Source organism: Pseudoalteromonas sp. GABNS16E (assembly GCF_028598715.1).
Taxonomy (GTDB): Bacteria; Pseudomonadota; Gammaproteobacteria; order Enterobacterales; family Alteromonadaceae; genus Pseudoalteromonas; species Pseudoalteromonas atlantica.
In genome coordinates this window covers 70,699-95,707 of the sequence record NZ_JAQREZ010000008.1, presented here as the reverse complement: position 1 = coordinate 95,707, position 25,009 = coordinate 70,699, and the positions used below count along the sequence as shown (strand labels likewise).

Annotated in this window: 22 protein-coding genes; 6 read left to right on the top strand and 16 right to left on the bottom strand. The window is 40.8% G+C overall.

Annotated features, from left to right (window positions below; translation table 11 throughout):
* Nucleotides 1–9: 9 nt before the first annotated feature.
* From PSI06_RS05515 to PSI06_RS05500, 4 genes are all read right to left on the bottom strand, one after another.
* Nucleotides 10–498, bottom strand: coding sequence for a (2Fe-2S)-binding protein (locus tag PSI06_RS05515; RefSeq protein WP_029771953.1), 489 nt, complete (start codon nucleotides 496–498; stop codon nucleotides 10–12).
* A 194-nt stretch (nucleotides 499–692) separates the two neighbouring features.
* Nucleotides 693–1,301, bottom strand: a complete 609-nt coding sequence (locus PSI06_RS05510) for a nucleotidyltransferase family protein (protein WP_273603078.1) — start codon at nucleotides 1,299–1,301, stop codon at nucleotides 693–695.
* A gap of 1 nt (nucleotide 1,302) precedes the next feature.
* On the bottom strand, nucleotides 1,303–2,322 hold the full coding sequence (locus PSI06_RS05505) for an XdhC family protein (protein ID WP_273603079.1): 1,020 nt from the start codon (nucleotides 2,320–2,322) through the stop codon (nucleotides 1,303–1,305).
* Between the two features lie 417 nt (nucleotides 2,323–2,739).
* Entirely contained in the window at nucleotides 2,740–3,600 is an 861-nt protein-coding gene (locus PSI06_RS05500; RefSeq protein ID WP_273603080.1) for a DUF6279 family lipoprotein, read from the bottom strand.
* A gap of 597 nt (nucleotides 3,601–4,197) precedes the next feature.
* On the opposite strand from PSI06_RS05500, the gene PSI06_RS05495 reads away from it, so the two are divergent.
* The gene (locus PSI06_RS05495) at nucleotides 4,198–4,923 is read left to right on the top strand and encodes a tetratricopeptide repeat protein (protein WP_024032214.1); all 726 of its coding nucleotides are present in this window, start codon (nucleotides 4,198–4,200) and stop codon (nucleotides 4,921–4,923) included.
* A 71-nt stretch (nucleotides 4,924–4,994) separates the two neighbouring features.
* Here PSI06_RS05495 and PSI06_RS05490 read toward each other — a convergent pair whose 3' ends face one another.
* The 9 genes from PSI06_RS05490 to dnaK form a co-directional block, all read right to left on the bottom strand.
* Nucleotides 4,995–6,413, bottom strand: coding sequence for a coniferyl aldehyde dehydrogenase (locus PSI06_RS05490; protein ID WP_273603081.1), 1,419 nt, complete (start codon nucleotides 6,411–6,413; stop codon nucleotides 4,995–4,997).
* Between the two features lie 154 nt (nucleotides 6,414–6,567).
* On the bottom strand, nucleotides 6,568–8,292 hold the full coding sequence (locus PSI06_RS05485) for an ATP-binding protein (protein WP_273603082.1): 1,725 nt from the start codon (nucleotides 8,290–8,292) through the stop codon (nucleotides 6,568–6,570).
* A gap of 171 nt (nucleotides 8,293–8,463) precedes the next feature.
* Nucleotides 8,464–8,730, bottom strand: coding sequence for a CBU_0592 family membrane protein (locus PSI06_RS05480; RefSeq protein WP_004588716.1), 267 nt, complete (start codon nucleotides 8,728–8,730; stop codon nucleotides 8,464–8,466).
* A 186-nt stretch (nucleotides 8,731–8,916) separates the two neighbouring features.
* On the bottom strand, nucleotides 8,917–9,168 hold the full coding sequence (locus PSI06_RS05475; protein WP_004588717.1) for a hypothetical protein: 252 nt from the start codon (nucleotides 9,166–9,168) through the stop codon (nucleotides 8,917–8,919).
* A gap of 157 nt (nucleotides 9,169–9,325) precedes the next feature.
* Nucleotides 9,326–9,694, bottom strand: coding sequence for a response regulator (locus PSI06_RS05470; protein ID WP_024031358.1), 369 nt, complete (start codon nucleotides 9,692–9,694; stop codon nucleotides 9,326–9,328).
* 57 nt (nucleotides 9,695–9,751) lie between these two features.
* The gene (locus PSI06_RS05465; protein WP_273603083.1) at nucleotides 9,752–10,156 is read right to left on the bottom strand and encodes a DUF1761 domain-containing protein; all 405 of its coding nucleotides are present in this window, start codon (nucleotides 10,154–10,156) and stop codon (nucleotides 9,752–9,754) included.
* 120 nt (nucleotides 10,157–10,276) lie between these two features.
* The gene (gene ybaK / locus PSI06_RS05460; protein ID WP_248443890.1) at nucleotides 10,277–10,738 is read right to left on the bottom strand and encodes a Cys-tRNA(Pro) deacylase; all 462 of its coding nucleotides are present in this window, start codon (nucleotides 10,736–10,738) and stop codon (nucleotides 10,277–10,279) included.
* Nucleotides 10,739–11,039: 301 nt separating this feature from the next.
* Entirely contained in the window at nucleotides 11,040–12,182 is a 1,143-nt protein-coding gene (gene dnaJ, locus PSI06_RS05455; protein WP_024031901.1) for a molecular chaperone DnaJ, read from the bottom strand.
* 201 nt (nucleotides 12,183–12,383) lie between these two features.
* Nucleotides 12,384–14,303, bottom strand: coding sequence for a molecular chaperone DnaK (gene dnaK, locus PSI06_RS05450; protein ID WP_273603084.1), 1,920 nt, complete (start codon nucleotides 14,301–14,303; stop codon nucleotides 12,384–12,386).
* Between the two features lie 241 nt (nucleotides 14,304–14,544).
* Between dnaK and PSI06_RS05445 the strand changes: the two genes are divergently transcribed.
* Nucleotides 14,545–15,366: a thioesterase family protein gene (locus tag PSI06_RS05445; RefSeq protein WP_273603085.1), complete on the top strand. Its 822-nt coding sequence runs from the start codon at nucleotides 14,545–14,547 to the stop codon at nucleotides 15,364–15,366.
* Nucleotides 15,367–15,390: 24 nt separating this feature from the next.
* On the opposite strand, the gene PSI06_RS05440 is transcribed toward PSI06_RS05445, so the two are convergent.
* A complete protein-coding gene (locus tag PSI06_RS05440; protein ID WP_273603086.1) occupies nucleotides 15,391–16,116 on the bottom strand; it encodes a substrate-binding periplasmic protein in 726 nt (241 codons plus the stop codon).
* A gap of 167 nt (nucleotides 16,117–16,283) precedes the next feature.
* Between PSI06_RS05440 and PSI06_RS05435 the strand changes: the two genes are divergently transcribed.
* Genes PSI06_RS05435 through PSI06_RS05425 form a run of 3 tightly spaced genes read left to right on the top strand, consistent with a single transcriptional unit; the run spans nucleotide 16,284 to nucleotide 19,710 of the window.
* Nucleotides 16,284–17,450: a paraquat-inducible protein A gene (locus PSI06_RS05435; RefSeq protein ID WP_273604993.1), complete on the top strand. Its 1,167-nt coding sequence runs from the start codon at nucleotides 16,284–16,286 to the stop codon at nucleotides 17,448–17,450.
* Complete coding sequence (gene pqiB, locus PSI06_RS05430) at nucleotides 17,447–19,102, top strand: intermembrane transport protein PqiB (RefSeq protein WP_273603087.1); 1,656 nt, start codon at nucleotides 17,447–17,449, stop codon at nucleotides 19,100–19,102. The genes PSI06_RS05435 and pqiB overlap by 4 nt, the downstream gene beginning before the upstream one ends.
* Nucleotides 19,102–19,710 (top strand): PqiC family protein, encoded by a 609-nt coding sequence (locus tag PSI06_RS05425; protein WP_024031907.1) that lies wholly within the window; start codon nucleotides 19,102–19,104, stop codon nucleotides 19,708–19,710. The genes pqiB and PSI06_RS05425 overlap by 1 nt, the downstream gene beginning before the upstream one ends.
* Here PSI06_RS05425 and PSI06_RS05420 read toward each other — a convergent pair.
* Nucleotides 19,707–20,207: a GNAT family N-acetyltransferase gene (locus PSI06_RS05420; RefSeq protein ID WP_273603088.1), complete on the bottom strand. Its 501-nt coding sequence runs from the start codon at nucleotides 20,205–20,207 to the stop codon at nucleotides 19,707–19,709. The two genes, PSI06_RS05425 and PSI06_RS05420, sit on opposite strands and share 4 nt — an antisense overlap.
* 286 nt (nucleotides 20,208–20,493) lie before the next feature.
* Here PSI06_RS05420 and PSI06_RS05415 point away from each other — a divergent pair, with 286 nt between their 5' ends.
* Nucleotides 20,494–21,876, top strand: coding sequence for a Na+/H+ antiporter NhaC family protein (locus PSI06_RS05415; RefSeq protein WP_096042907.1), 1,383 nt, complete (start codon nucleotides 20,494–20,496; stop codon nucleotides 21,874–21,876).
* Nucleotides 21,877–21,994: 118 nt separating this feature from the next.
* Here the strand turns inward: PSI06_RS05415 and PSI06_RS05410 are convergent, their stop codons facing one another.
* Nucleotides 21,995–24,886, bottom strand: a complete 2,892-nt coding sequence (locus tag PSI06_RS05410) for an insulinase family protein (protein WP_273603089.1) — start codon at nucleotides 24,884–24,886, stop codon at nucleotides 21,995–21,997.
* Nucleotides 24,887–25,009 lie beyond the last annotated feature (123 nt).

Sequence of the window (25,009 nt, the reverse complement as noted above, 5' to 3'; positions counted from 1 at the left end):
CGGCTCCAGTTACACGTCTAGCTCTTTGGGGTTAAACATTTGTACTGCACTTTGCGATTCATCAGCTGCACGTTGTATAGCTGATTTAATACGCTTGTACGCCATACAGCGGCAGTAGTTGCCATTCATATGATTTACTATTTCTTGATCTGTTGGATTTGGATTGTCAGCTAATAACGTAGCTGCTTGCATAATTTGCCCAGATTGACAGTAACCACACTGAGGTACTTGCTCATCGACCCACGCTTTTTGCAGCGGGTGCGCGTTGTTAAGCCCTTCAATGGTCGTAATGTTTTTTCCTGCCACTGCGCCCACGGGTAATACACACGAGCGCGTTGCTTGCCCATCTAGATGCACTGTACATGCACCGCACATAGCAATACCACAACCAAACTTAGTTCCTTTTAACCCTATTTCATCGCGAATAACCCACAGCAAAGGTGTATCTGCACTTGCTTGCGATTTAACCTCTTTGCCATTAACTGTAAACGTCACCATAGCTTGCCCCTTGATTAAGCCTAAATAAAATTAAAGTAACGCATGACCCATACACGTTACTTTTTATACCACCGTACGTTGAAACTATTACGCTTTGCATTGCAGCGCACATTTAAAATGCGCACTGGCATAACTGTTAAAAATTTAATCTCGTTTTGAACGTTTAACCTAAAGTTTAGGCTATATTTTTTAGTTTATTCGCTTACAGTTAGGTTGTTGTTATTATTAATAAACTGCTTTAATTGCTGTTGAGTGTCGATATCTGTGCTTGCCTGCTTAAGTAAAATAGTATTAACGTCAACCTGTGTATCGCGCAGCAAATGTTGAGCGCCTTTATCGCAATTTAGCGCTGCTAGAGTTTTAAAATCACAGGCAGGAAATACAGCAGGTACGCCAATGCGCTCGCCATAATCAGCGCACCAGCGCGAGGGGTTGCTGTTAAAATGAGTAATTAAAGTATTTATGTGTGTAGCACTAAGCTCAACCTGATCCGCCAGCATAAATAAAATCCCCTCTAATGAGTGCGCCTTACTTATAGTGTGTGTTGCCAGCGCTATGGATTTTCCTAAGCCTATTTGCCAGTGTGGGTTATGCAGTATTTCTACATTTTTGTAGCTATGTAACGCGTGTTCAATTTGCGCATGCCAAGCACCGCTAATAACGTATATGGGTAATGTGTTATCACCTTGTAAGGTATCTACGGCGCGGCAAATCATTGGTTTATTACCTACATCGGCTATAAGCTTACAGCCGTTAAAGCGCGACGATTGCCCAGCGGCTAAAATAACCTTTGCTATGCGCACCTTAGTTGCCCCAATTACTTAACGATGTAGCATCTTTATTAGCAAATACTGCATGAATTTCGCTAATGAGCGATAAAGCTATGCTCTCTGGCGAGTCGCCTCCCAAATTAAGCCCAACAGGACCAAATACAGGCGCTACTACCTTATTTACCGTTGTATTTGCATGTTCAAACACTTGCGCTCGGCGATGTGCAGGCCCCAGTAGCCCCATGTACTTTAGTTGGCTTTGCTCAAGTGCGGCTAACGCCTGTGAGTCAAGCTCTACACTGTGGGCCATTAAAACAGCGGCATCCACTTTGTGCTGTTCGCAAAATTGTTTAAGCTGCGTAGCTGGGCAACGCAAAATATTATCGGCCTGCTTAAAGTAGTCTCTTTTAGCATTTGCAGCTCGGCTATCCCATACACTTACCATCCACCCGAGTTGTTTAGCAAACGCGTATACTGGTATCGCATCAGCGCCACCGCCAACAATTAATAAATGTGCGCTGGGGTAAATAGCCACTTCTAAACGTTGAACTTTATCTTGCTCTAAAAGCGCTGCTTTGCGGTTTAAAGATAAGTTGTGCTGCTGCGCCACGGTTTTAAAAACGCCTGACCCCTTTGCCACCAAAGGTTTAATTTGCTGTGTGTAGTGCCCCGGTTGCTTATTTTTGAGCGCATTAAACATGCTATCTAATTGTAAGTATTCGTTTTCACTATTAACGCTTTGCAAAATAATATGCACTACACCACCACAGCCAATTCCTAGCTGAAATGTTAAGTCGTCTTCATCGGTTGCATCGTAGGTAATAGTTTTAGAGTGTAATGAGGTCATAACCTGTTTGGCGTGGCGCTGAATATCAGCCTCTAAACAGCCACCCGAAAGCATACCTAAGCGCTGGCCAAGGCTTGAAATAAGCATCATCGCGCCCAATTTTCGATAGCTAGACCCTTCAATTTGGTACAAGGTTGCTAGCACCCATTGTTGTTCATCACGAAGCGGATACCACGTATTGAGCATTCCTTTTAAATCAGTAACCATAAACTGCAGCCCTTACAAACCTTAATATGCGCGCGTTTTAATTATCACCAAGGTGTCGCTTTGCTTCATTTGTTAGATATAACGAGGATAATCAAGCAACAAATAAGCAAGAAGCGTACGTGATATATTTTAAAATCGATCAGATAGGACGTTATTAAATATGAAATATTATCTTAGCATTTATCGAGGGCGAGGTGACCTGTGTGGATTGAAATTTTTCACTCTAGGTGCAATTAAATCGCCTTCAAAGGCTTTGCCCTGACTAAAAACCAAACGCCCTGTTGTAAATTCATCCACCGCAGTACGCCTCGCGCTAACTTCCTTAATAAGCGTAAAATTTATAAAAAGTTACATATGCTTAATCAGCAAACAATACGTTAGCTTTTTGGCTAATGTGAGCCTTGGCTTAAATAAGCATTAATCTTCAATTAAATCGGTGAGCGTATTAATCAGCTCATCAAACTCATCATTTACACTCTCGCGTTGCTGCTCACTCAAGTTGGTATTTAGCTCAATAAGTAGGTTTACATAGAGCGCTAAGTTTGCATCATTACTGGCTAATAGCTCTTCGCTCATATACGCTTCTCGCTGAGTAATTACATAGCTTAATTGTTTTACAAAGTCGGCCTCACTGAGCGCTTTATTTAAAAGTACTTGCTGCGCTGCATTTAAACGCGTTTGCTTGTACTGATGCCAAAGCAATGAAGAGTCATAATGAGTATTATTAGCTTGAGTAATAAGCTGCGTTTGCACAGGGGTTAACTTTCCTAGCCATTGTTTGTAGTAATCGAGCTGTCTTTCTAGGCGCTCGCTTTTACGCTCCTGCGCTGTTAATTCATTAAACTCTTCGTATTCTTCGTTAATTTGCGTTTGGATATTAGCAATAAGCTCTTCGCGCTGCGCATAAGAAAGCGTAAGCCCTAACTGCGCGAGCGGTATATGCGCGTGTTCAAGAATGTTTTGAAAATGAGCTCTGGCCAATACCACTTGCGACTTTAGTTGCTGATAGTCTAACTGCTGATTAAATAACCCTTTTAAATTTAGGATATCTTGCTTGTAGGCGGGTAATTGCGTGGTGCGGTGCCACTGCTGGGTTGTGTTAATAATATTTTTAAGTTGCTTGTTTTGCTGCTTATTTAGGTCAATGTAGTCATCTACCCAAAACGACGAAAGCCACGTTAAGTTATTATAAGTAAACGAAGTCGAACAACTACACAAAAATAGCAGACTGAGCGCAATGGCTACGCGCGAAACTTTTATATTTTTTATTTTAAACATGAAATCCTCAACTAACGCTTTCTCTCAAACTCTCACATAAATACGCAAAGATGTTAATTTATTTTAATTGATAATAATTATTATTTACTGTTGACACATCATCAAATCTAAATAATAATTAATCGCATAAACAAAGTGTAACGACCTCAGTGCCCAAGGAAGAAATACAGCATGGATGCTGACATTTTGTTTTAAGCGCGTGACTGCTTAATGGCTATTATTTACTCGACCCAAGTAATAGCATAAAAGTTCATCTCTACTTGCTACATTGCTCATATTAGTGACGGTTAATATGACATTAAAAGCGCAGGCCTTGGCTTGCGCTTTTTTACTGCTTTAAATTTTCTGTAATATCTGTATCTTACGCTTATAAACAGCGCATTATTAGCAATATAATTGCTTATTTAAGCTATAATTACCACAACAGCTTGGCTAAGTGTTAAACGAGCATATAATCACCAAAGCGTTAGTATTTCACTTAACCCCAAGCACTTGCACCATTTTATACGTGGCTATTAAATAGTAAGTACAAAGTGTTGCAATAAAACAGGTTTTTATACATACACATTGCAACTATTACCTATTGGAGACATGGCTATGTCACAGTTTAATTTAAAAGCGTTAATACTCACTGGCGTTTTGCTTTCAAGCCCATTTGCACATGCAACTCTTGAAGACGGTATAAGAGCTGCCAACGAAGGCGAGTTTGCGACGGCACTAAAAGAATTTGAATATTTAGCTGATAAAGGCTTTGCCCCTGGTATTTACGAACTAGGTAAACTTTACGAGGGCGGCTATGGTGTTACACGCGATTACTTTAAGGCGGCAGAGCTTTATAAAGAAGGCGTTAAAAAAAATCACGCTGACTCAATGTTTGCGCTAGCGGTTTTATACGATGAAGGCAAAGGCGTAAAGCTTGATAAGCAAATGGCGGTTACGTTATTTGAAAAAGCAGCGAAAAAAAACCTCCCCGCCGCACAATTTAATTTAGGTGTTATGTATGCAAATGGCGAGGGCGTAACGCGCGATTATAAACAAGCCAGAACATGGTACGAAAAAGCCGCTGCTAATAACTACTCACTGGCGCAATTTAATCTGGCGCTCATGTATTTTGAAGGCCTAGGCATGCCAAAAGACTTAGAGAAGTCGTATGTGTGGAATACCATTGCAGAATACAACGGCAACATGCAAGCAAGCCATAGCCGTAAGCTAGATGAGCGTAAAATGCTACCTAAAGAAATAGAAGAAGCAAAAGAAAAAGCCGACAAAATCTACGAAAAAATACTCGCAGGCACGTACGCCGGTGAAGGTCGCTTATTTTAAATTTCGCCTAGCTAAACCTGAGCGTTACACAAGGGCAAATGCATCTCGCATTTGCCCTTTTTTATATCAATTTACTTAATATATAAAAATTTAAGCAACTTAATAATAAGTTTGCTCTGTTTGAGTAAAAGCGCGGTACGCGGGTTAAACGTGCTAGACACCAAGGTGTTTTTTGCATGACTAAAGGTTAAAAACCCTTCTTTACCATGATAATGCCCCATTCCTGAATGCCCAACGCCACCGAATGGCACATCGTCTGCTGTCACCTGCACTAAGGCATCGTTTACAGCAACTGTACCACTTAATGTTTGCTCCATGATGTAATCTTGAGCGTGCTTATCTTGGCCTAAAATATATAGCGCTAAAGGGTGATTATGCGCTTTTATGTAGCTTATTGCCTCATCGAGCTTTTCGTAGGTTTTAATAGGCAAAATGGGGCCAAATAACTCATCTTGCATTAGCGTCATATCATCGCTAGGCGCGGTAACAATATGCAAACCCATTCTATGCTTTTGCTTGTCTTGCTGGTTTTGATCTAGCGGCTTAATAACTTGCGCACCTAACTGCTGTGCTTGTGTTAAATACCCTTCTAAGCGAGTGTAATGCGCATCGCTAATAATTGACGTTAAGTTTTTGCCTTCAACCCCGTCATTAAAGTGCTTTTTATAAAGCTCACACAATTGCTGCACCAGCTGATGCTCAAGGGCCTTAGGCACAAATACATAATCTGGGGCTACACAAATTTGCCCCGCATTAGCCATTTTACCAAACAATAATGTTTGCGCTGCTTTTTTAATATTAGCTTGCTCAGTAATGATCACCGGTGACTTACCACCAAGCTCCAAGGTAACAGGAGTTAAATTTTCACTGGCCGCTTTCATAACCAGCTTGCCCACTGACGTTGAGCCAGTAAACAGTAGATGTGCAAATGGCAGTGCAGAAAACTCACTCGCTACATCGCTTGCCCCTAACAGCACTTTACAATGCGCTTGTAGCTCGTCTGCAAATATTTTTTCGATGACTGCATTAGTATGCGGGGTAAATTCGCTGAGCTTAAGCATAACTCTATTACCCGCAGCAATGGCGGTAATAACAGGCACTAATGCCAACTGTATGGGGTAATTCCATGGTGCAATCACGCCAACTACACCAAGTGGCTGGTAAGTCACACTCACTTTTGATGGCCACAAACTTAAGCTAGTTGAGCGCTTACTGGGTTTTGCCCATTTTGGCAATTTTTTGATAATGTGCGCTAAGCCCTGAACCGTTGGCAGAATATCGCCAAGTAACGTATCGAACGCGGTTCTGTAGCCAAAGTCTTTTGATGCTGCATCGATAAGCGCTTGTTCATTACTAACAATGCGTTTGTGCAACGTTTTTAATAATACGATACGCTTATCTATCGGGAGGTACGACTGGGCTAAAAAGCTATTTTGCAGCTCATTAAACGTATCGCTGAGTGACGATGTGTGTGTGCTATCAGTATCCAAAGGTGCTACTCGTGTATCATTTTGCTACGACTATAACGCCGTTCTGATTTTCGAGCAATAACACTAACTATCTAAAAATTACCGTTTTTGTAGGAACAAATAGCCACAATTAATCACTACTCGCTCAATAATTTAGCCCTTAAATTACTTTTATTTAGCTCGTTAGCGGCTCACAAGGAAGCGTAATAATAAATTTAGCGCCGCCTTGCTCGCGGTTCTGTGCGCTTAGCGTGCCATTAAGCGCGCTAATAATTTGCTTAGAAATACACAACCCAAGCCCTAGCCCATCAACCGATTTAGTACTGTAGAAAGGCTCAAAAATAGTGTCTATATCGTGCACTTCTATACCCGGACCGGTATCTTCAATACACAGTTGCACACTATTATTTAGATAATTGGCACTAATACTCAGCTCGCGAGTAATACACCCTTGCATTGCTTGGCTGGCATTCGATATTAAGTTAACTAACACTTCTTCAAGGGCCGCTTTATCTGCTAACACGTTTAATTGGCTGTCAATTTTAGGCGCTAAAACACTTATATTGTCCTGCTTTAGCTGGTTTTTATTAATCTCAAGTGCCTTGGCTACTGATTCACTTAATGGCACTTCGCTAATAATCGTTTTTGCAGAATCAGAAAAATAATTTAGCTGTGCAACTATCTTATGCACTCTTGCTACTAAGGATTCAATAAACTGTAAATTTTCGTTTAGGGCTTCAAACTTTCCTTTAGCTAGCAAGCGCTTAGCACTGGCTAAGTAAGTATTAATGGTATTAAGCGGGTGATTAATTTCGTGGTTAAAGCCCATGCTAAGCTGGCCAATTGTTGCAAGCTTAGTTGATTGTACAAGCGCATCTTGCTGTGCTTTAAAAGCATTGGTACGTGCACTAATTTCCTGACTGACACTGTGATGGGAATAAACCAGCTTTTTAACGACAACAAAGCGCCTTAAAACAACATACCCTAGGGCAATAATAAGCGCATAAATTACCACAAAGCCAAATAACGCCGGTAATTGGGCAATATTAGCATTAGATACATTTACTAATACGGTAACCGATGCGTTCAAAAAACGTAATTTTTGCTCTACCGATAAATAGTTATGCTCATCAATTGTGCTAAACAGTAACCTTTGTGATGTGTAATTTGAATGGGCAATCAGCTTAGGTTGATAATCTAAATACGCTCGACGCTGAGCGATGTCTCGCCGATGAGTAATATCGAGTGTAGAAAACGTATTCAGGCGCCAATTTTCCATATCTGAAATAGCAATCACGCTATCTTCTAGCTGCACATAAAAGTGGCTGCCTTTGGCGGTATTTAAAAGCTCACGGTCACTTTCAAATTTGTTCACATTGACTTTTAAAACAACGACCCCTACCGCTTGATTATTGTTATAAATGGCTTGTGAAAAATAGATGCCTCGCTCTTTTGTACGCATACCTAGGGCAAAATACGCTACTTTTTCACCTGCAAATGCGCGCTTAAAATACGGTCTAAACGACAGATCGCTGCCTAAAAAATTATGATCGGCCTGCCAGTTACTGCTTGCAATCACAGCGCCTTGTTCATCAAGAATATAAATATCTGAGGCACCACTGGCTTGTTGTATATCAGCTAAGTAGTTATTAATCTTTTTTTCGTTATTTTGCGCCGCACCTAAAAAATCAATAACCTCATTGTTATAGGTGAGAAGCTGAGGAATTTTTGAAAAACGCGCAAGCTCAGCATCAATATAATGCTTTAACTGAGTTGCTTGCTGGGCTGCTTTTTGCTCGGCCTGATTATAATAATGAGTTCGGCCATAGCAAAACACGACCGACAATAGCACTATCAGTACAACAAAAGATAAAAGAAGTTTTTTAGAAAAGGAGAACATGCCCTAGCTCACAACAAAATAGCTATAAAATTTAAGGGCGCTAGTTTAACGGGTTATGGGCGCTAACAACAGAAACTTTGTGTTAACAAATACAATAAATCTTAATTTATTTATAAACTGCTGCAAGTCTGTACTGACTCGCAACAGTAAACATCATTAGCGGTACTAAAATTACGAGTTAGTGGCTAATTGAGGCTTATTTTTAGCGTACTTGTATAAGCCGATCAGTGAAGCTGCAATCCAGAAAATCTCAATTACAAAGCTTGCAAGGTTAAAGTTGTAACACAAACTTATTAACAGCAAAATTGCCCCTGTTAAATTCATTATGTTGTACAATAACCCCGTTGGGGATGCTTTATTAAGTTGTAATAAAAAGAATGCACCAACAACTAAGAAAGTACCCGCCATACCTACAATATCAAATAACAGTGCTATCACACGTTTATCCTTTGCTTAAAAAACCCAACTAACTGGCCCTATCCTTGGGGAGGGTGTTTTTCAATCATTGAAACAGCAAAACCGGGCGAGTATATCAGGCTTGCTTATTGGTACAAGGTCAATTGTCCGCCTTACTAAGCAGCAAATCTAAGTTTTTGTAGTTATTACATTTTTAAACGTATTGGGTTATTTAAAGGTAACCTTACCGCCAATTATTTTATAAGCTGGCGTACCGCGTATGATTGCTGGGCGCGCAAATGGGCGCTCGCATTGGGGGCAAATACACGGTGTAGTTGTGTAGTCTTGGGTTATTCGTTCTATAAAACACTTTACTAAAGCGCCTTTGCCGCCTTTTCTATATTTAAACAGCGCCGCTTTGCAAGCAGAGCAAAAAATATCGACTGTTTTAGTCGGCCCTTTTTTATTTGGCTTAGCCATACACTCCTTAACATATCTACGTAGATACAAAGCAGGCATTTTAGCAGTTAATAAATAAAAACGTTACAGAAGCTAGGCAAACTGCCTAATAAGCGGTGAAGAAAAACGCAGGGGATTAAATAATAGGTACGGCATAAAACGCCATAAAAGCGTTTCGCTAATCTCTAAAAAACAGGCGGTTTAATTGCGCTGATAACACATTCATATTAAATGGTTTAATAATAAACCCCGACACTTTTGCTTTAATAACTTGTTTTACTGTATCAGCGTTATCTTCGCACGTGACCATAATAACAGGTAAATCGACTAAGGCTTGGTCGTGGCGTATGTTATCGAGCAAGTTTACGCCGTCTACTTTAGGCATATGTAGGTCGGTTATTACTAAATCAAATTTTTGCTGACGCAGTATTTTTAACGCTTGTTGGCCGTCAGTTGCCTCCACAACATTTTTGTAATCAAGCTGCCTTAACATATTAATTAATACGTGGCGCATAAGTGGCATATCATCAACGACTAATATTTTCATAATTATCTTTATTGTATTGTAGCGCTTAGCTTAAAGGTGGCGCCTTATCTAGCGTACTTAGGGCCATACACCTATAATAAAACCCATTAATGTAAATTGTAATGTGTAATACCCTGCATTAATTATAAATAACTTGATTGGCCGCTGCTCATAAATGTAACTGAGCCCCAGCGAGCTACCTACCCAAAACAAACCGATGGCAAAACCTGTAAAGGCGCCCTCTCCCATTCCGGCCTCTTTACCTAAAAATAATGAAAGCACCACCGCCGACAAAAGTGCAAGTACCATACTGCCGCCAAAAATTAACGCAGGTTTTGCTGTTTGTAAATCAAGCTCCGTAAGGCCCGTACACTCTAACCAGGCATTTTTAAAAAAAGCGCTTGAATACCAAATACCGCCAAGCATAAAAGAGGAAAGCGCCGCCACAAGTACGGCAAAAAAATTAACATCAGTAAAATTCATACATACTGCCATAATGCATAGTGTACAAGGGTATTTTGACTGTAGTTAAAAATACCCTAAGCAGCAAATTATCGCCTTTAAAATTTGCGGTTTAGGGCGTGTTGGTTTTTGTGGAGGCTTTTAAAAATCGCCATAGGTGGCACGCGTTTGTGCCTTTAAATCGGTTGGCGAAAGCGCTACCTCAAGCCCTCGCTTACCTGCACTTACATACACTGTTTTAAAGGCCATAGCGCTTGAATGAATAAAAGTGGTTAGGCGCTTTTTTTGCCCAAGCGGGCTAACCCCTCCCAAGATATACCCTGTAGCGGCTTGTACCTTTGGCGCGCTTGCCATTGCGACCTTTTTAGCGTGACTCAGTTTGGCCAACTGCTTTAAATTTACTTGCTGGGATACCGGTGTAATGGCAACAATTAACTGCCCTTCATTGGTTTCAAGCACGAGGGTTTTAAATACCTGCTCACTGTTAAGGTTTAATTTTTCAACGGCTTCTTGGCCATAACGCGTTGTATTAGCATCGTGTTGATAACTGAGTACATCGTGAGGCACATTTTGTTTTTTCAGTAATTCTATTGCCGGGGTCATACAATTTAGCCACATTATTTTAAGCGCATTATTAATCTACAACAAGGGTTAATCATTTTGAAGAGTAACTTAATAGCAGATACGTAAAAAGCCTTTTATTGACGAGGGTATAGGTACAAAGGGTAAAGCAATGTGGGTCAATTGCCTAAGGCAACAAAATAGCTCAGTGAATTAATCGATTGAGTATACGCACTTTATAATATTGCTAAGTCGTGCCCAGTAAAATGGTTAAATCACATGAATTTGAGCCAAAAAAAACGGTGCATCAAGCACCGTTTTTTTTAGTTTTTACGATAACTAATTACTTAGTTAAATCGTCAAAAAACTTTTTAACGCCGTCAAAAAAGCCTTGCTCTTTAGGACGGTTTTTTGAGCTATCTTTGCCCATGCTCTCGTCTAACTCTTTAAGTAACTCGCGTTGACGCTCGTTTAAGTTAACTGGCGTTTCAATCACGACTTTACAAATTAAGTCACCTTGAGCACCACTACGTACAGATTTAACACCTTTGCCACGCATACGGAACATTTTTCCCGTTTGTGTTTCAGACGGTATTTTAAGTTTTGCACGGCCATCAAGCGTAGGCACTTCAATTTCGCCACCTAAACCTGCGGTAGTAAAGCTAATTGGCACTTCGCAGTACAAGTTATTCGCATCGCGTACAAAAATTGGGTGTTCGCGTACAGATACTTGCACGTATAAGTCGCCAGCTGGCGCTCCGTGCATACCCGCTTCGCCTTCACCGGTTAAACGAATACGATCGCCTGTATCTACGCCTGCTGGAATTTTAACTGACAACGTTTTCGTTTTCTCAACACGCCCTTGTCCGTGACACTTATCACATGGGTCTGAAATAATCTGACCTTGTCCCTGACACGTAGGACACGTTTGTTGAACAGCAAAGAAACCTTGGCGCATTTGTACTTGGCCAGCACCATGACACGTAGTACATGTTTTAGGCTTAGACCCCGCTTTTGCACCACTGCCATCACATGGCTTACAGCTAACCCATGTAGGTACTTTTATTTCTACTTCTTTACCACGGACCGCTTCTTCTAAGCTTAGGTCCATGTTGTAACGTAAATCTGATCCACGCTGTTGACGCGATTGACGACGGCCACCACCGCCACCAAAAATGTCACCGAACACATCACCAAAAATATCACCAAAATCGCCTTGACCACCACCGCCAAAGCCACCGTGACCGCCGCCACCGCCTTGTTCAAAGGCAGCATGGCCGTATTGGTCATACATTTGACGTTTTTGATCGTCGGTTAAAATCTCGTAAGCTTCTTTTACTTCTTTAAATTTAGTTTCGAGATCTTTATCACCGGCGGTACGATCTGGGTGATATTTCATCGCTAAGCGTTTATACGCTTTTTTTATGTCTCTCTCGCTTGCATCTTTGCTTACGCCGAGAACTTCGTAATAATCGCGTTTTGACATATCTATCACACTACTCTTTTCTATTTGCAGCTAGGCTGCGGGATAAACCGATAAATCACATCGATTTATCATGAAAATTTTAAACCTTAAATACATACAAAAGGCGCGACAAGCTGTAGCCTGCGCGCCTCAAAAGTTCATCCTACCCTAAAAACTTGAGCAAATCATGTTGTTTAGGCTAGTTAGAAGCTTAGCTGACAATTACTTGTCGTCTTTTACTTCTTCAAACTCAGCATCAACTACATCGTCGTCTTGCTTAGCAGACTGTTGTGGTTGCTCGCCTGCATCTGCGCCACCTTGTTGCGCTTTAGCTTGAGCGATTTCCATTAGCTTTTGAGTCTTTTCAGCAAGTGCTTGCGTTTTAGCTTCAATTTCTGCTTTGTCATCGCTCTTAATAGCTGCTTCAAGGTCAACAACAGCTGCTTCAATTGCATCTTTGTCTTCGCTTGGTAGTGCATCGCCAGCTTCTTCAATTTGCTTGCGAGTACCGTGTACCATTGCATCAGCTTGGTTACGAGTTGCTACTAGCTCTTCAAACTTTTTATCTTCTTCCGCGTTAGCTTCTGCATCACGAACCATTTTTTCTACTTCTTCATCGCTTAAGCCTGAAGACGCTTGAATCGTGATTTTTTGCTCTTTACCTGTATCTTTATCTTTCGCTGATACATGTAAGATACCATCCGCATCTACATCGAAAGTTACTTCGATTTGTGGAGTACCACGTTGTGCTGGACGAATACCTTCTAGGTTAAATTGACCTAGAGATTTGTTGTCGCTAGCACGCTTACGCTCACCTTGTAGTACGTGAATCGTAACGGCAGATTGGTTATCTTCTGCTGTAGAGAACGTTTGCGATTTCTTAGTAGGAATCGTTGTATTTTTCTCAATTAGCGCGGTCATTACCGAGCCCATCGTCTCAATACCTAGCGATAATGGAGACACGTCTAGTAATAGTACGTCTTTAACGTCACCTGCTAATACACCACCTTGAATTGCCGCGCCTACTGCTACAGCTTCATCAGGGTTAACATCTTTACGTGGCTCTTTACCAAAGAACTCAGCAACTGTTTTTTGTACTAGTGGCATACGTGTTTGACCACCTACTAAAATGATATCGTTAATATCATTTACAGATAAATCAGCATCCGCTAGAGCACGTTTAAGTGGCTCAATTGACTTAGTTACTAAGTCTTCAACTAATGACTCAAGTTTAGCACGCGTTAGTTTAACGTTCATGTGCTTAGGACCTGATGCATCGGCAGTTACGTACGGAAGGTTAACTTCTGTAGATTGTGCAGATGATAGTTCGATTTTCGCTTTTTCAGCCGCTTCTTTAACACGTTGCATAGCAAGCGGATCGTTTTGTAAATCGATACCTTGGTCTTTCTTGAACTCAGCTACTAAGTAGTTGATTACGCGGTTATCGAAATCTTCACCACCTAAGTGAGTGTCACCGTTTGTAGCAAGTACTTCAAATGTGTGCTCGCCTTCAACTTCATCAATTTCAATGATTGATAAATCGAAAGTACCACCACCTAAGTCGTATACTGCAACAACATTTTCACCTTTGTTTTTGTCCATGCCGTAAGCAAGGGCAGCAGCTGTTGGCTCATTGATGATACGTTTAACTTCAAGACCCGCAATACGACCAGCATCTTTTGTTGCTTGACGTTGTGAATCGTTAAAGTATGCAGGTACTGTGATTACAGCTTCAGTTACTTCTTCACCTAAGAAGTCTTCTGCTGTTTTCTTCATTTTTTTAAGTACTTCTGCAGAAATTTGTGGTGCAGCGCGTTTTTCACCGCCCGCTTCAACCCATGCATCGCCGTTATCAGCTTTGATGATTTTGAACGGCATAATACCGATATCGCGTTGTACTTCTTCGTCTTCAAAACGACGACCAATTAAACGCTTAATTGCAAATAACGTGTTAGTTGGGTTAGTAACCGCTTGACGCTTAGCAGGTTGACCTACTAGAGTCTCACCGTCTTGCGTGTAAGCAATAATAGACGGGGTTGTGCGATCGCCTTCCGCATTTTCAATAACACGTGCTTTATCACCATCAAGTACTGCAACACAAGAGTTTGTAGTACCTAAATCGATTCCAATAATTTTACCCATGAATCTTCTCCAACTTCAAATTCGTTAATACGTTCGATGACTAGTAAATAGGGATGCCACAAAGTTAATTCAACTGTAAAAATGAAAAAAAATTCATTTTTTGTAATTTATTTAACAAAAAACCTTAATAAAAGTAGGGTTTGATGTTTTTTACGCCAAATACACCTATTCAACACAACTAGTCTGACCAGTTGTTATGTGCTATATATGTCTGATAATGATAATTTCAAGGATATTAACGATGCATTTTGATGACTTATTAAAACAAGCCTCTGCTATTTCAAACTCTTCTTCCGCTTCGCTTGCCAATAACAGCAATACAATGGAGTTTCCTGCTAATTGGTGCCAAGGTAGAACCGCTTTTGGTGGCCTTTCTGCTGCACTACTTTATCAAGCAATCAGAAAACACATTGACCCAAGTAGACGATTACTGTCTTTGAGCACTAATTTTGTTGGGCCGCTGCTTGCCGACACACCTTTTTCATTGTCAGTTGAAATTTTACGCCAAGGTAAAAGCAGTACTCAGGTATTAGCTAAAGTGATTCAGAGTGAACAAGTGTGCGTTATTGTCCAAGCGTGCTTTGCTATTGATAGGCAATCGGGTGTTAATGTACCGGTTAGTAAAGAAATGGGATTAAAGCCTGTGGATGCACGTCATACATTGCCGTTTATTGAAGGGCAAATGCCTGAGTTTTTCCAACATGTTGATTTATGTCCGCAGCAAGGCGCTATGCCTTTTAGCGCTGCACAGACCTCGCATTTAGGCGGCTGGATGCGCTTTAAACATACCCCAGAGGCAATTACCGAAGCACATATAATAGCCCTTACCGATGCGTGGCCTCCTACATTATTACAAATGTTTAAACAGCCAGCTCCTGCAAGTAGCATGTCGTGGTATTTAGAATTTGTGCAAGAGCCAACGCTTACACCCGATGAATGGTTAGGCTTTGAAGCAATTACACATCATGCTAAAGGGGGTTATGGCTTAGAAGATGGCTGTATTTGGTCGCAATCGGGGGAGCTAATTGCTTTGACACGTCAAACCGTTGCTTTGTTTGATTAAGTACCGCTTAGCTTACTAATGAGCTTAGTGGTAACCACTCATTATTTGTTGATATTTTCCCTTTGCTTTTATAGTTAGCAGGCCTTTATCAAATGTTTTTTTCAGCACTGCGTTGTTAAAATAAGCAGGGCGTGGGGCTTTGGGAAAAATTGGGTGAATATTAACGGGTAATGAGTGCGCATAGTCATTGTTGTAGTAATGAAATATGCGCTCATCGAGGATAATTACATCCACCCAGTCTTTCATTAGCCTATCGACTTGCGCACGCTGATTGACTACTTCTTCATAACTTGCAAACTGAGCAACCCCTTTTGCAAATGGGGGTGGTAAATAAGCTGTCGCATGTTGAAATCCTAATACACTTTTATTGTTTAGCTCTTTTATAGTCTCAATAGTAAAGTTGCGCTTTTTAAGTGATACCGCCACATTTTTGTAACTCAATACTGGCTGACTAGGGTAAATACCTGCGCCGCGCTTTCCTGCGTAATTAAGCAGTATATCCACATTACCGCTATGCAGTTGCTGCTCGGCGCGCTTGTTAGACATGTAAATAACCACAATATTATCTAAGCCTTGCTCAATAAGTGCCGCTTTAATTATATTAAGTTGTATACCCGTATCTGTTTTTTCTATTACATAGGGAGGAATAGTCGCACTGGCAGCAATCACAATTGGCTGTTTTTGCCAAGCGGCAGACACTGGCGGGCTTATAAAAAAACAGCTAATAAAGCAAAGTAATAACAGTCTCACATCTATCCTTAACGTATTGTTATTGCGCTTAATGATGAATCGCGTTGTATTAATAACTTAAATATAGCAAAATTGCGTAAACATTCTTCTTTGATGGTTATAACTTGCAAACAATTTGCCCGTGCTGCGACCTAATAATTGATATACCCGCAATAGCCGATAAGCAAATGGCCGTGTGCCCGCATTGTCACCATAAGTTGTGCGAAGGCGATGTAAACAACGACAGTAAAGTAGTTGCGCTAAGTATTGGCTCATTACTAATGCTATTAAGCAGCATGTTTTACCCGTTTATTTCATTTAGTAGCAGCGGCATAACGCAAACCATCACCCTGCCTGATGCTGCCCGAATTTTATTTAATTACGACAGTGAGTTACTTGGCTTATTTATTGATTTTAGCATTATTGCGCTGCCAATGAGCTTACTGATCATTCTTATTCCTATGCATCTTGGGCTTTTGCAATCCTTGCCTGAGGCCATCGCTAGGCGATTGCTCAAGTTTACCTTGGCCCTTGAGCCGTGGATCATGTCTGAAATATTTTTAATTGGCGTGTTAGTAAGCATGGTTAAAATTATGTCGCTTGCCGACATTAGTTTTGGCACCAGCTTTTGGGCATATATTGGCTTTGTTATTATGTATATTGCGGCGCTTGCCCATTTAAATAAGCCGCGCTTATGGGCACATATTAAACCAGCAACAACACTTGAAGACGCAGCACATGCCAAACGCGCTATTGATCAAAACATTAAAGCTTGCCACGTATGCCATCAACTATGTAAAAGTAGTATTTGCCCGCGTTGTCACACTAAAGCCCATGTAAGAAACCCCAACAGTGTTCAAAAAGCAACGGCTTGGTTGGTGACTTCTGTACTGTGTTACATACCTGCAAACCTATTACCAATAATGCACACCACCAGCCTGGGTGATGTGTCACCGTCAACCTTAATTGGCGGCGTACTAACACTTTGGAAAAGTGGCTCCTACCCCATTGCTGCCATTATATTTTTGGCCAGCGTGGTGGTGCCACTGGCCAAAGCCTTTGTGCTGAGTTTTTTATGCATTATGGTGGCAAAACCTGCTAACAAGCACACAAAAGGCTATACTAAAATTTATCAACTTACTGAATTTATTGGCAAATGGTCAATGATCGATGTATTTGTTGTTGCTATACTCGTTGCCTTAGTGCAACTAGGCAACTTAATGTCAATTACCCCAGGGCTAGGCATTGTATTTTTTACTGTTATGGTAATATGCCAAATGATGGCTGCACATGCGTTTGATCCGCGCTTGTTGTGGGATACACCAAAAAACAAACATTCAGAGAATAAAGCATGACCGAAACGGCTAATGTAACAACAAAACCAAAAATTTCTGCTATTTGGATTATTCCACTGATAGCCTTATTAGTTGGTATATGGATGTTGTATCAATACCAAGCAAATGTAGGCCCTACTATTTATATAAAAATGCCCCACGCAGAGGGCATTATTGCAGGTAAAACAGAAATAAAAGTGCGCAGTGTTAAAATTGGTCAAATTGATGCTATACGCCTTTCTGACTCGCAAGATAGCGTTATTGCCCGCGCACAAATAGACAAAAACTATAATGAGCTCCTCACCGACGATGCCAAAATTTGGGTTGTTAAACCCCGTATAGACGAAACGGGCATTAGTGGTATGAGTACGCTTTTGTCGGGTGTTTATTTAGAGTTTTCACCGGGGGAGAGTAAAAAACTAAAAGAGCGTTTTGTATTACAAGACGAGCCAGCCCTTATTGGTAAAGATGTAAAAGGTGGGCGCTTTCAGTTACTCAGCTACAACGCTGAAGTGCTAGAGGTCAGCACTGGGATATTTTTTAAAAACTATAAAATAGGCCAAATAGAAACCGCTACTTTTGACTGGAAAAACCAAGCAATGAAGTACGGTATTTTTATTAACGAACCGTATCAAAACCTCATAACATTAAACTCTATATTTTGGGTTAATGCCGGCATTGAAATAGATTTGTCGGCCGATGGTATTAATATAAGTACCGGCTCATTAAGTAAACTTCTCAAAGGCGGTATTTCGGTTGGCTTGCCAGAGCAACAAGCCCCAGGCGACTTAGCCCAAGACGGCCACAACTTTTCGCTAAGCCAAAGCTACAAAGAAGCACTAGAAGAGCGCTTTTACGACTTTGATTACTACGTTATTGATTTTGAACAATCTATACGTGGCCTAAGACCCGGCGCGCCTGTGGAATATCGCGGCACCCGAATTGGTACCGTGGTAGAAGCCCCCGCTAACGTTATTGTTAATGGCAAACCTGCACATTTTAAAAACCATAATACGGCGGTGCCGGTACTGATTAAAATAGAGTATGGCCGTTTATATCACGATAGCGCAGCGGCCAAAGAGTTTTGGCAAAGTAGCCTAACCGGCTGGATAAAAAATGGTATGCGCGCTTCTTTAAAACCTGGCAACCTTTTAACTGGCGCAGTGTATGTAGATTTTGATATATACCCCGACGCACCAAAAGCGCATTTAGCAAAGCTTGCCCAGTATGATGTATTTCCGAGTATTTCTAGCGGCATTACGGTGCTTGCCGATCAGGTCTCGGATGTGCTTAACAAGGTAAACGATTTAAAAATTGAAGACAGCCTAGCGCAAATGCAGGCTACATTTAGCGACTACCAAGCGCTTGCTAATGAAATGCGTGCGTTATTAAGCCAAAAAGATACCCAAAACTTACCCGGCGACTTTAACCGTAACTTTGATAAAATGACCAAAAGTATGGAGCAGTTTGAAGTGACCATGCGTCAATTTGATAAAACCATGGCAAGTTATCAGGCCGGCTCTGAGTTTCATCATCAATTACAGCAAACCTTGCTTGAATTTAAACGCTTAAGTGAAGAAATTCAGCCGCTTACACGGGGTTTAAACGAACAACCTAATATGTTTATTTTTGATAAAGCACTCCCTGCTGATCCACAACCAAGGAAGCAATAATGAAACACTTATTTTTAGCCATAACCGTGTTAATTACCCTTGCAGGGTGCAGTGCGTCAATTCAAACCGCAACGCAGTATTATCAGTTTGAACAACCCATTGCTTCATCATCACGCCATGTAAAAGAAACTGATGCCCAATTAAGAGTGCAAACCGTGGCCCTTAGAGGCGCTTTAAATAATTTGGGCATAGCAATGAAAATTGATAGCAACCAAATTCATGCGGCAAATTACAACCTATGGGGTGAATCGCCCGATGTGATGCTAACCGCTACAGCGCAACAAACCCTTTTTAATGCAATGCCTAATTGGATGGTCATTAAGGGCTTACCAGTAATTACCGAGCTTGATCAGCAAACGTTTTACGAGCTTGAATATGAAGTGCACCACTTTAATGGTGATATGCAAGGCAACGCTGATATTTCTGGCCTGTGGCGCTTATATTACACCCACCCAGAAACCGGCCGCCGCCTAATTAGTGTGCATAATTTTTCGCATGTAGTTCCAATAGAAGATGACGGTTACGATGGCTTAGTGGCTACCCTTGAGCAAACTTGGCAAAACATAAACCTAAGCGTAGCAAAAGCCATAGAGCAAGCGCGACTTTAATAACCATATATAATTACGGCGGTTTTATCATTATTAATAACCGCCTTGCCTACCCTATTAAAACCTAACTTTAATAATACACCATGAGATGCGGTATTATTAGCTGCGCAGATAGCACTGACCTGTTTTATCCCAAGTGTGTGCCTATTTTGTAATAGCGCTTTGGCCGCTTCAAAAATATAACCGTTTTTCTCATAACGGGTTAACAAGGCAAAACCTAAATCTGGCAGTTGCAGTACATCGCGTTTATAAAAACCCACAACTCCTACTACTTCACCATTGTGTAAAGTAATAATATAAGGGCCAAACCCTTGGTGTTTATGGGCTGCCCTAAACGATTGCTCAATGTAGCGCTTGGCATCGCTGTGCGTATAAATGGCTTTATCGCCAATATATTTTATAAAATTTGGCTGATTCACCAAACTAAGTAACATGGCTGCATCGTGCTCATTTGCATAGCGCAATAATAAACGTTGGGTTTTAAATACGGCCTCCACGTTATCTCCTATAAAAAGTTATTTTGTACGTAAATTTTTATTGACTGAAATACAAAACCGGATTATTTTTGCGCCGATGTTTTTACAGGCACAACAATAGCGGCATGCTTCTCTTGCACCGTCTGGCGCCAAAGCCAACGCGTTTCCCTTTCGCTATTAATTTAACATAACAGCAAAGCACCCTACGCGGCAAAAGCAGTGACTTGGCACGTAATAACTATTACCTGCTTTGTTTTTGTTAAGCAATTTATTATTTAAATATGCTTTTAATTTTGTGAATCTTTAAATGCTTGAACCTTCTGCATTAAGTTTACTGCCACCAGCGGTGGTTGTGGTATTGGCTGTTGTTTTACGCCGCCCTATTTTATCTTTACTTATTGGCGCTTTAGTCGGCCTAGTAATAGCCGACCCAGCTCAGGTGCTTGCTAACTTTGCCAGCACGTCACTTAAAGTAATGACCGACGAAACCATAGGTTGGTTAATACTCGTGTGCGGAGGCTTTGGCGCTTTAATCGCTTTATTAGTGCGCACTGGCGGTGCATCGGCGTTTGGCAAATTAGCGCTAAAATACACTAAAGGTAAACGCTCTTCTTTGTTTATGACCTTTTGTTTAGGTGTGGTTATTTTTATTGATGACTATTTAAATGCGCTTACCGTTGGTGAAACGATGAAACGCATTACCGATAAATTTAAAGTTAGCCGAGAAATGCTTGCCTACGTTGTAGATTCAACAGCGGCACCTATTTGCGTACTTGTCCCTTTATCGACTTGGGCGGTATTTTTTGGCGGCTTGTTAGTCGATAACGGCATTGCCGAGGAAGGCAAAGGCATTGCGGTTTATATTCAAGCCATTCCTTATATGTTTTACGCCTGGTTTGCAGTATTGGTGGTTTTGTTAGTGGTACTGGGTGTAATACCTGCTATTGGGCCTATGAAAAAAGCCGAAAGGTTAGCACAAGTTGAGCAGGCCACTGTAGACCCTGCGCAATTTAGTGATATTCAAACAGCCGACGAATACGCTGTAAAAGCAGTAGAAGAAAGCTTTGAAGATGCCGACCCTAAAGGAAAATTGCACAACTTTTTACTGCCTATAATTTTACTAGTAGCCTTTACAGTTTACTTTGAAATAGATGTATATAAAGGCTTATTGGCAACTATGGCGGTAACGCTTCCTTTTTATGCACTACAAAAATTAATGAGCTTTAGCGAAATGATAGAGCGCATGCTTGATGGCTTTAAAAGCATGATACCGGCTATTGGCACTGTAATAGCCGCATTTATATTTAAAGATGTGTGCGACTTAATTGGCTTAGCGCAATTTGTGATCGGTAGTTTGAGCCCGTACATGACTGCACAATACTTACCGGCGGTGGTATTTATTGCTATGGCAGTGTTAGCGTTTGCTACAGGCTCTAGTTGGGGTATTTTTGCTGTGTCGATCCCAATAGTTATGCCACTGGCAACTGCCGTTGATGCAAATATTCCACTGGTTATTGGCGCGTTGTTATCGGCCTCATCATTTGGAAGCCAAGCCTGTTTTTACTCAGACTCTACCGTACTTGCAGCACAAGGCTCTGGCTGTAATTTAATGAGCCATGCAGTAACGCAACTGCCTTATACATTAGTTGCCGCGGCACTTGCCGTTGTCGGCTTTATTGTTATGGCATAAATTAAGTTAATATAAATAAAACACCCCAATGTAGTACTACACTGGGGTGTTTTACGAATCCACAATAATACTTAATTAAGCGGATTGGTATTCTTTTAGCTGTATAAATATATATAGCTTATTTTTGTAATTTAATACCATTGTAATAGGTTTCAAGCGATTGAATTTTGGTTTGATTTGGTAAATCAGCAAAGTCGCTTTCTACAAACTTAGTACCACGTAACTGCACATTTAAACGTGCGGCTTGTGGGTTTAACATAGTTTGTTTGTAGTACTGCTTAATATCCTCAAGCGTTACTTTTTCAACTTCATCAATTAGTTTTTGTTTAGAGTCAAAGTTAAAGTTTTCGCGATACCAATCAGTAATAAGTGGCCCCATTTCATCGCTTAGGTTTTTAGGCTGCTCTTTTAGCGATACAAGCGTGGCATTTTTAAGTTGAGCAAAAGTATCTAAGCTCATATTATCAAGCTCTACCGCGTACTCTTTTTTGAATTGATCAAAACGTGCCTGTATTTCTTTTGGTCCTTTAACAGGTGTTTGAATAAACAAGCCAATTGCCGAGTAATCCTCTATTGGGCGAGCCAGCGCGCCTACGGCGTATGCAAGTTGCTCTTCGGTACGCATTTTATCAAATGCAATGGTTCTAAAGTGGCTTTGTAACACCGCAGCTTGCGCTTTTTGTTTATACCCTGGCACTGGGTGAACGGTCATATCAACTACTGCCACATCGGCCACATCAATATCTTTTTGCAAGACTCGCGTTTCGCCTGGCTGTGGTAACCATGCTTTACTACGAGCAAACTCACTCGATGTATGATTGCTTGGTAAAGTGGCACTTAACTCAGTGGCTATCGATTCTATATCTTGTTGGTTGTAATTACCGTAGCTAAATACACGTAAATCGTTGGTGGCAAATGTGGCTGTTTTTAGCTTGTTTAAATCGGCAACGCTTAACGATTCTGCCGCTTTTATCAGTGCCTCTGTATCAAAGCTGCCTGTGCGGATAAGTTTTGAGTAGGCGCCAAATGCTTGTGCATACGGAAATTGCTTTTGCTGATTTAACAAGCCACGTTTGTAGCGATCAATGGCTTGGGTAAATGCTTGTGCCGTTACGTCGGCTTTTAACCCGCTTAGCGCTTGTTTTAAAAGTACATCTTGCTTATCGGTAAAGCCACTCATTGATAAAACTAAACCATTACTTGGCGCTAGGTTAACGCTCATGCCGGCAATGGCGGCTTCGGTGCTTAGTTGGCTTTGTTGAATGTTATATAAATCGGCCCATACTGAGTAAAGTACTTCAGCATTAATATCATTTAAGCCTGGCTGGGTATTAATATATACCTCAACCAACCCCTTTGGCTGGGCAGCAAATTTTTGGCTTGCTTGGCGCCATACTTTTACGCCGTTTTTATCGTAAGCCAGTTCAGGGTGTTTTTGCTCTTTAAACTCAGCTGTTTTAATAGCAAAGCTTTCAGGTAGTAAGTTATTTACACTTGGTAAAGCAAGCTTAAACTCGCTTGATGTTTTCCAACTGGCAATTTCGGCATCGCTAATATCTTCTATGCGGTATTTACCATCATAAAAATGCAGTTGCGAGTCGGTTTCTTCTTGTTGCGAAATATACCAAACGCGCAGCGTATCAGCATTTAATTGCTTAAGTACTTCGTTTATCGCCTCTGCGTCAAATTTGGCATAATAGTAAGGCGCATCAATGGCATGATTTAATGGGTAATCTTGCATGCTACCAGTTAGCGAGCTGACATAGCTAAACTCATCGCCTTTTTCTAAAAACTTAAATTGATTGCTAAGTGATGTACGAATTTCATTAAAGTACTTAGCATCTACACCTTCTTTTTTAATCAGTTCAATGTATTGCATAATAGTTGCGACAATTGTTTCGCGGTTTTTCATGCCTTCATCGGTTAATTCTAGCGAAATAGTAAGCGCGCCGTAATTGCCGTACTGACTAGGAGAAGGAGACGCTGTTAATTGCGATACCCAGCCTTTGTCGCGTAGTAATTGTGCCGGGCTACCTGGCATTTCATTACTTAATAAATAACTGACATAACGGTTAGGTTTAACCGCAAAGTCGCTGCTGTTGTTATTAATAGTAAACTCAAGTTGAAGCTGTTTTACGTCTTCATTAGGTGAGTAATATACTTTTTTGCCACCGGCTTTATCAAAATCAAGCTCTGCAGTAACGGTTGGCTTTTCAATGTGTTTATTTTCGATATCGGCAAAATAAGTTTTTGCTTTTTGCTCCATTTGCTCAATTGGCAAGTTTGAAATAAGCGCCACTTTCATGATGTTAGATGAATAGTATTTATTGTAAAAGTCGACCGTTTCTTTGTGTAATTGGCTGCCTTCTTTGTCTCCTAGCGTTTCTAGGTTACCAATTAAAAAGCGATTTGCAGGGTGATCACCCATCATTTTACGGGCAAGTTTAAACTGGCCAAAAAAGTCCATTTCGCGGCGCATTGACCACTCGGCATTTACAGCGTTTTTTTCTTTATCTGCATATTCAGGGTACAGCTTAGGGGCTTTAAAAAAATCAGCAAAACGGTCTAGCGCTTCATCAAAGGCATCGTTATTAATTTTAAACATGTAGTTTGTAATATCGAGCCAAGTATACGCATTATTTACCCCGCCATTTTTGGTCATAAAGTCAGAGTAGCCTTTTGTATCGGGGTAGCGCTCTGTGCCTAAAAAAAGCATATGCTCTAAGTAATGTGCCATACCTTGCTGCATCATAGGGTCGTGTAGTAAGCCTACGCCTACACTTAGTGATGCTGCTGATTTTTCAGCGCTTGGATCAGAGACTAAAATGACTTCTATTTCGTTTTCGAGGGTAAGGGTTTTATATTCGCGCGTATCATTTGGGCTTACAACTAATGTGTCTGAGAGTAAGGAGCTTTGCGAAGAACTAGCAACCGATAATGTAGATGATGTATTAGTACAGCCACTTAAAACTGCTAAAGCGATGACGCTAAAACCAAGAATTTTTTTCATTTTGTTTTTCCATTAAAATTGCGCTTAGGATGCGCTCAAAACAACGTAATAGAGCTAAATTAACACTAACAATTAAGGGTTTACCACAAAATAATACTAATTTATGTAACACATTGTGAAAAA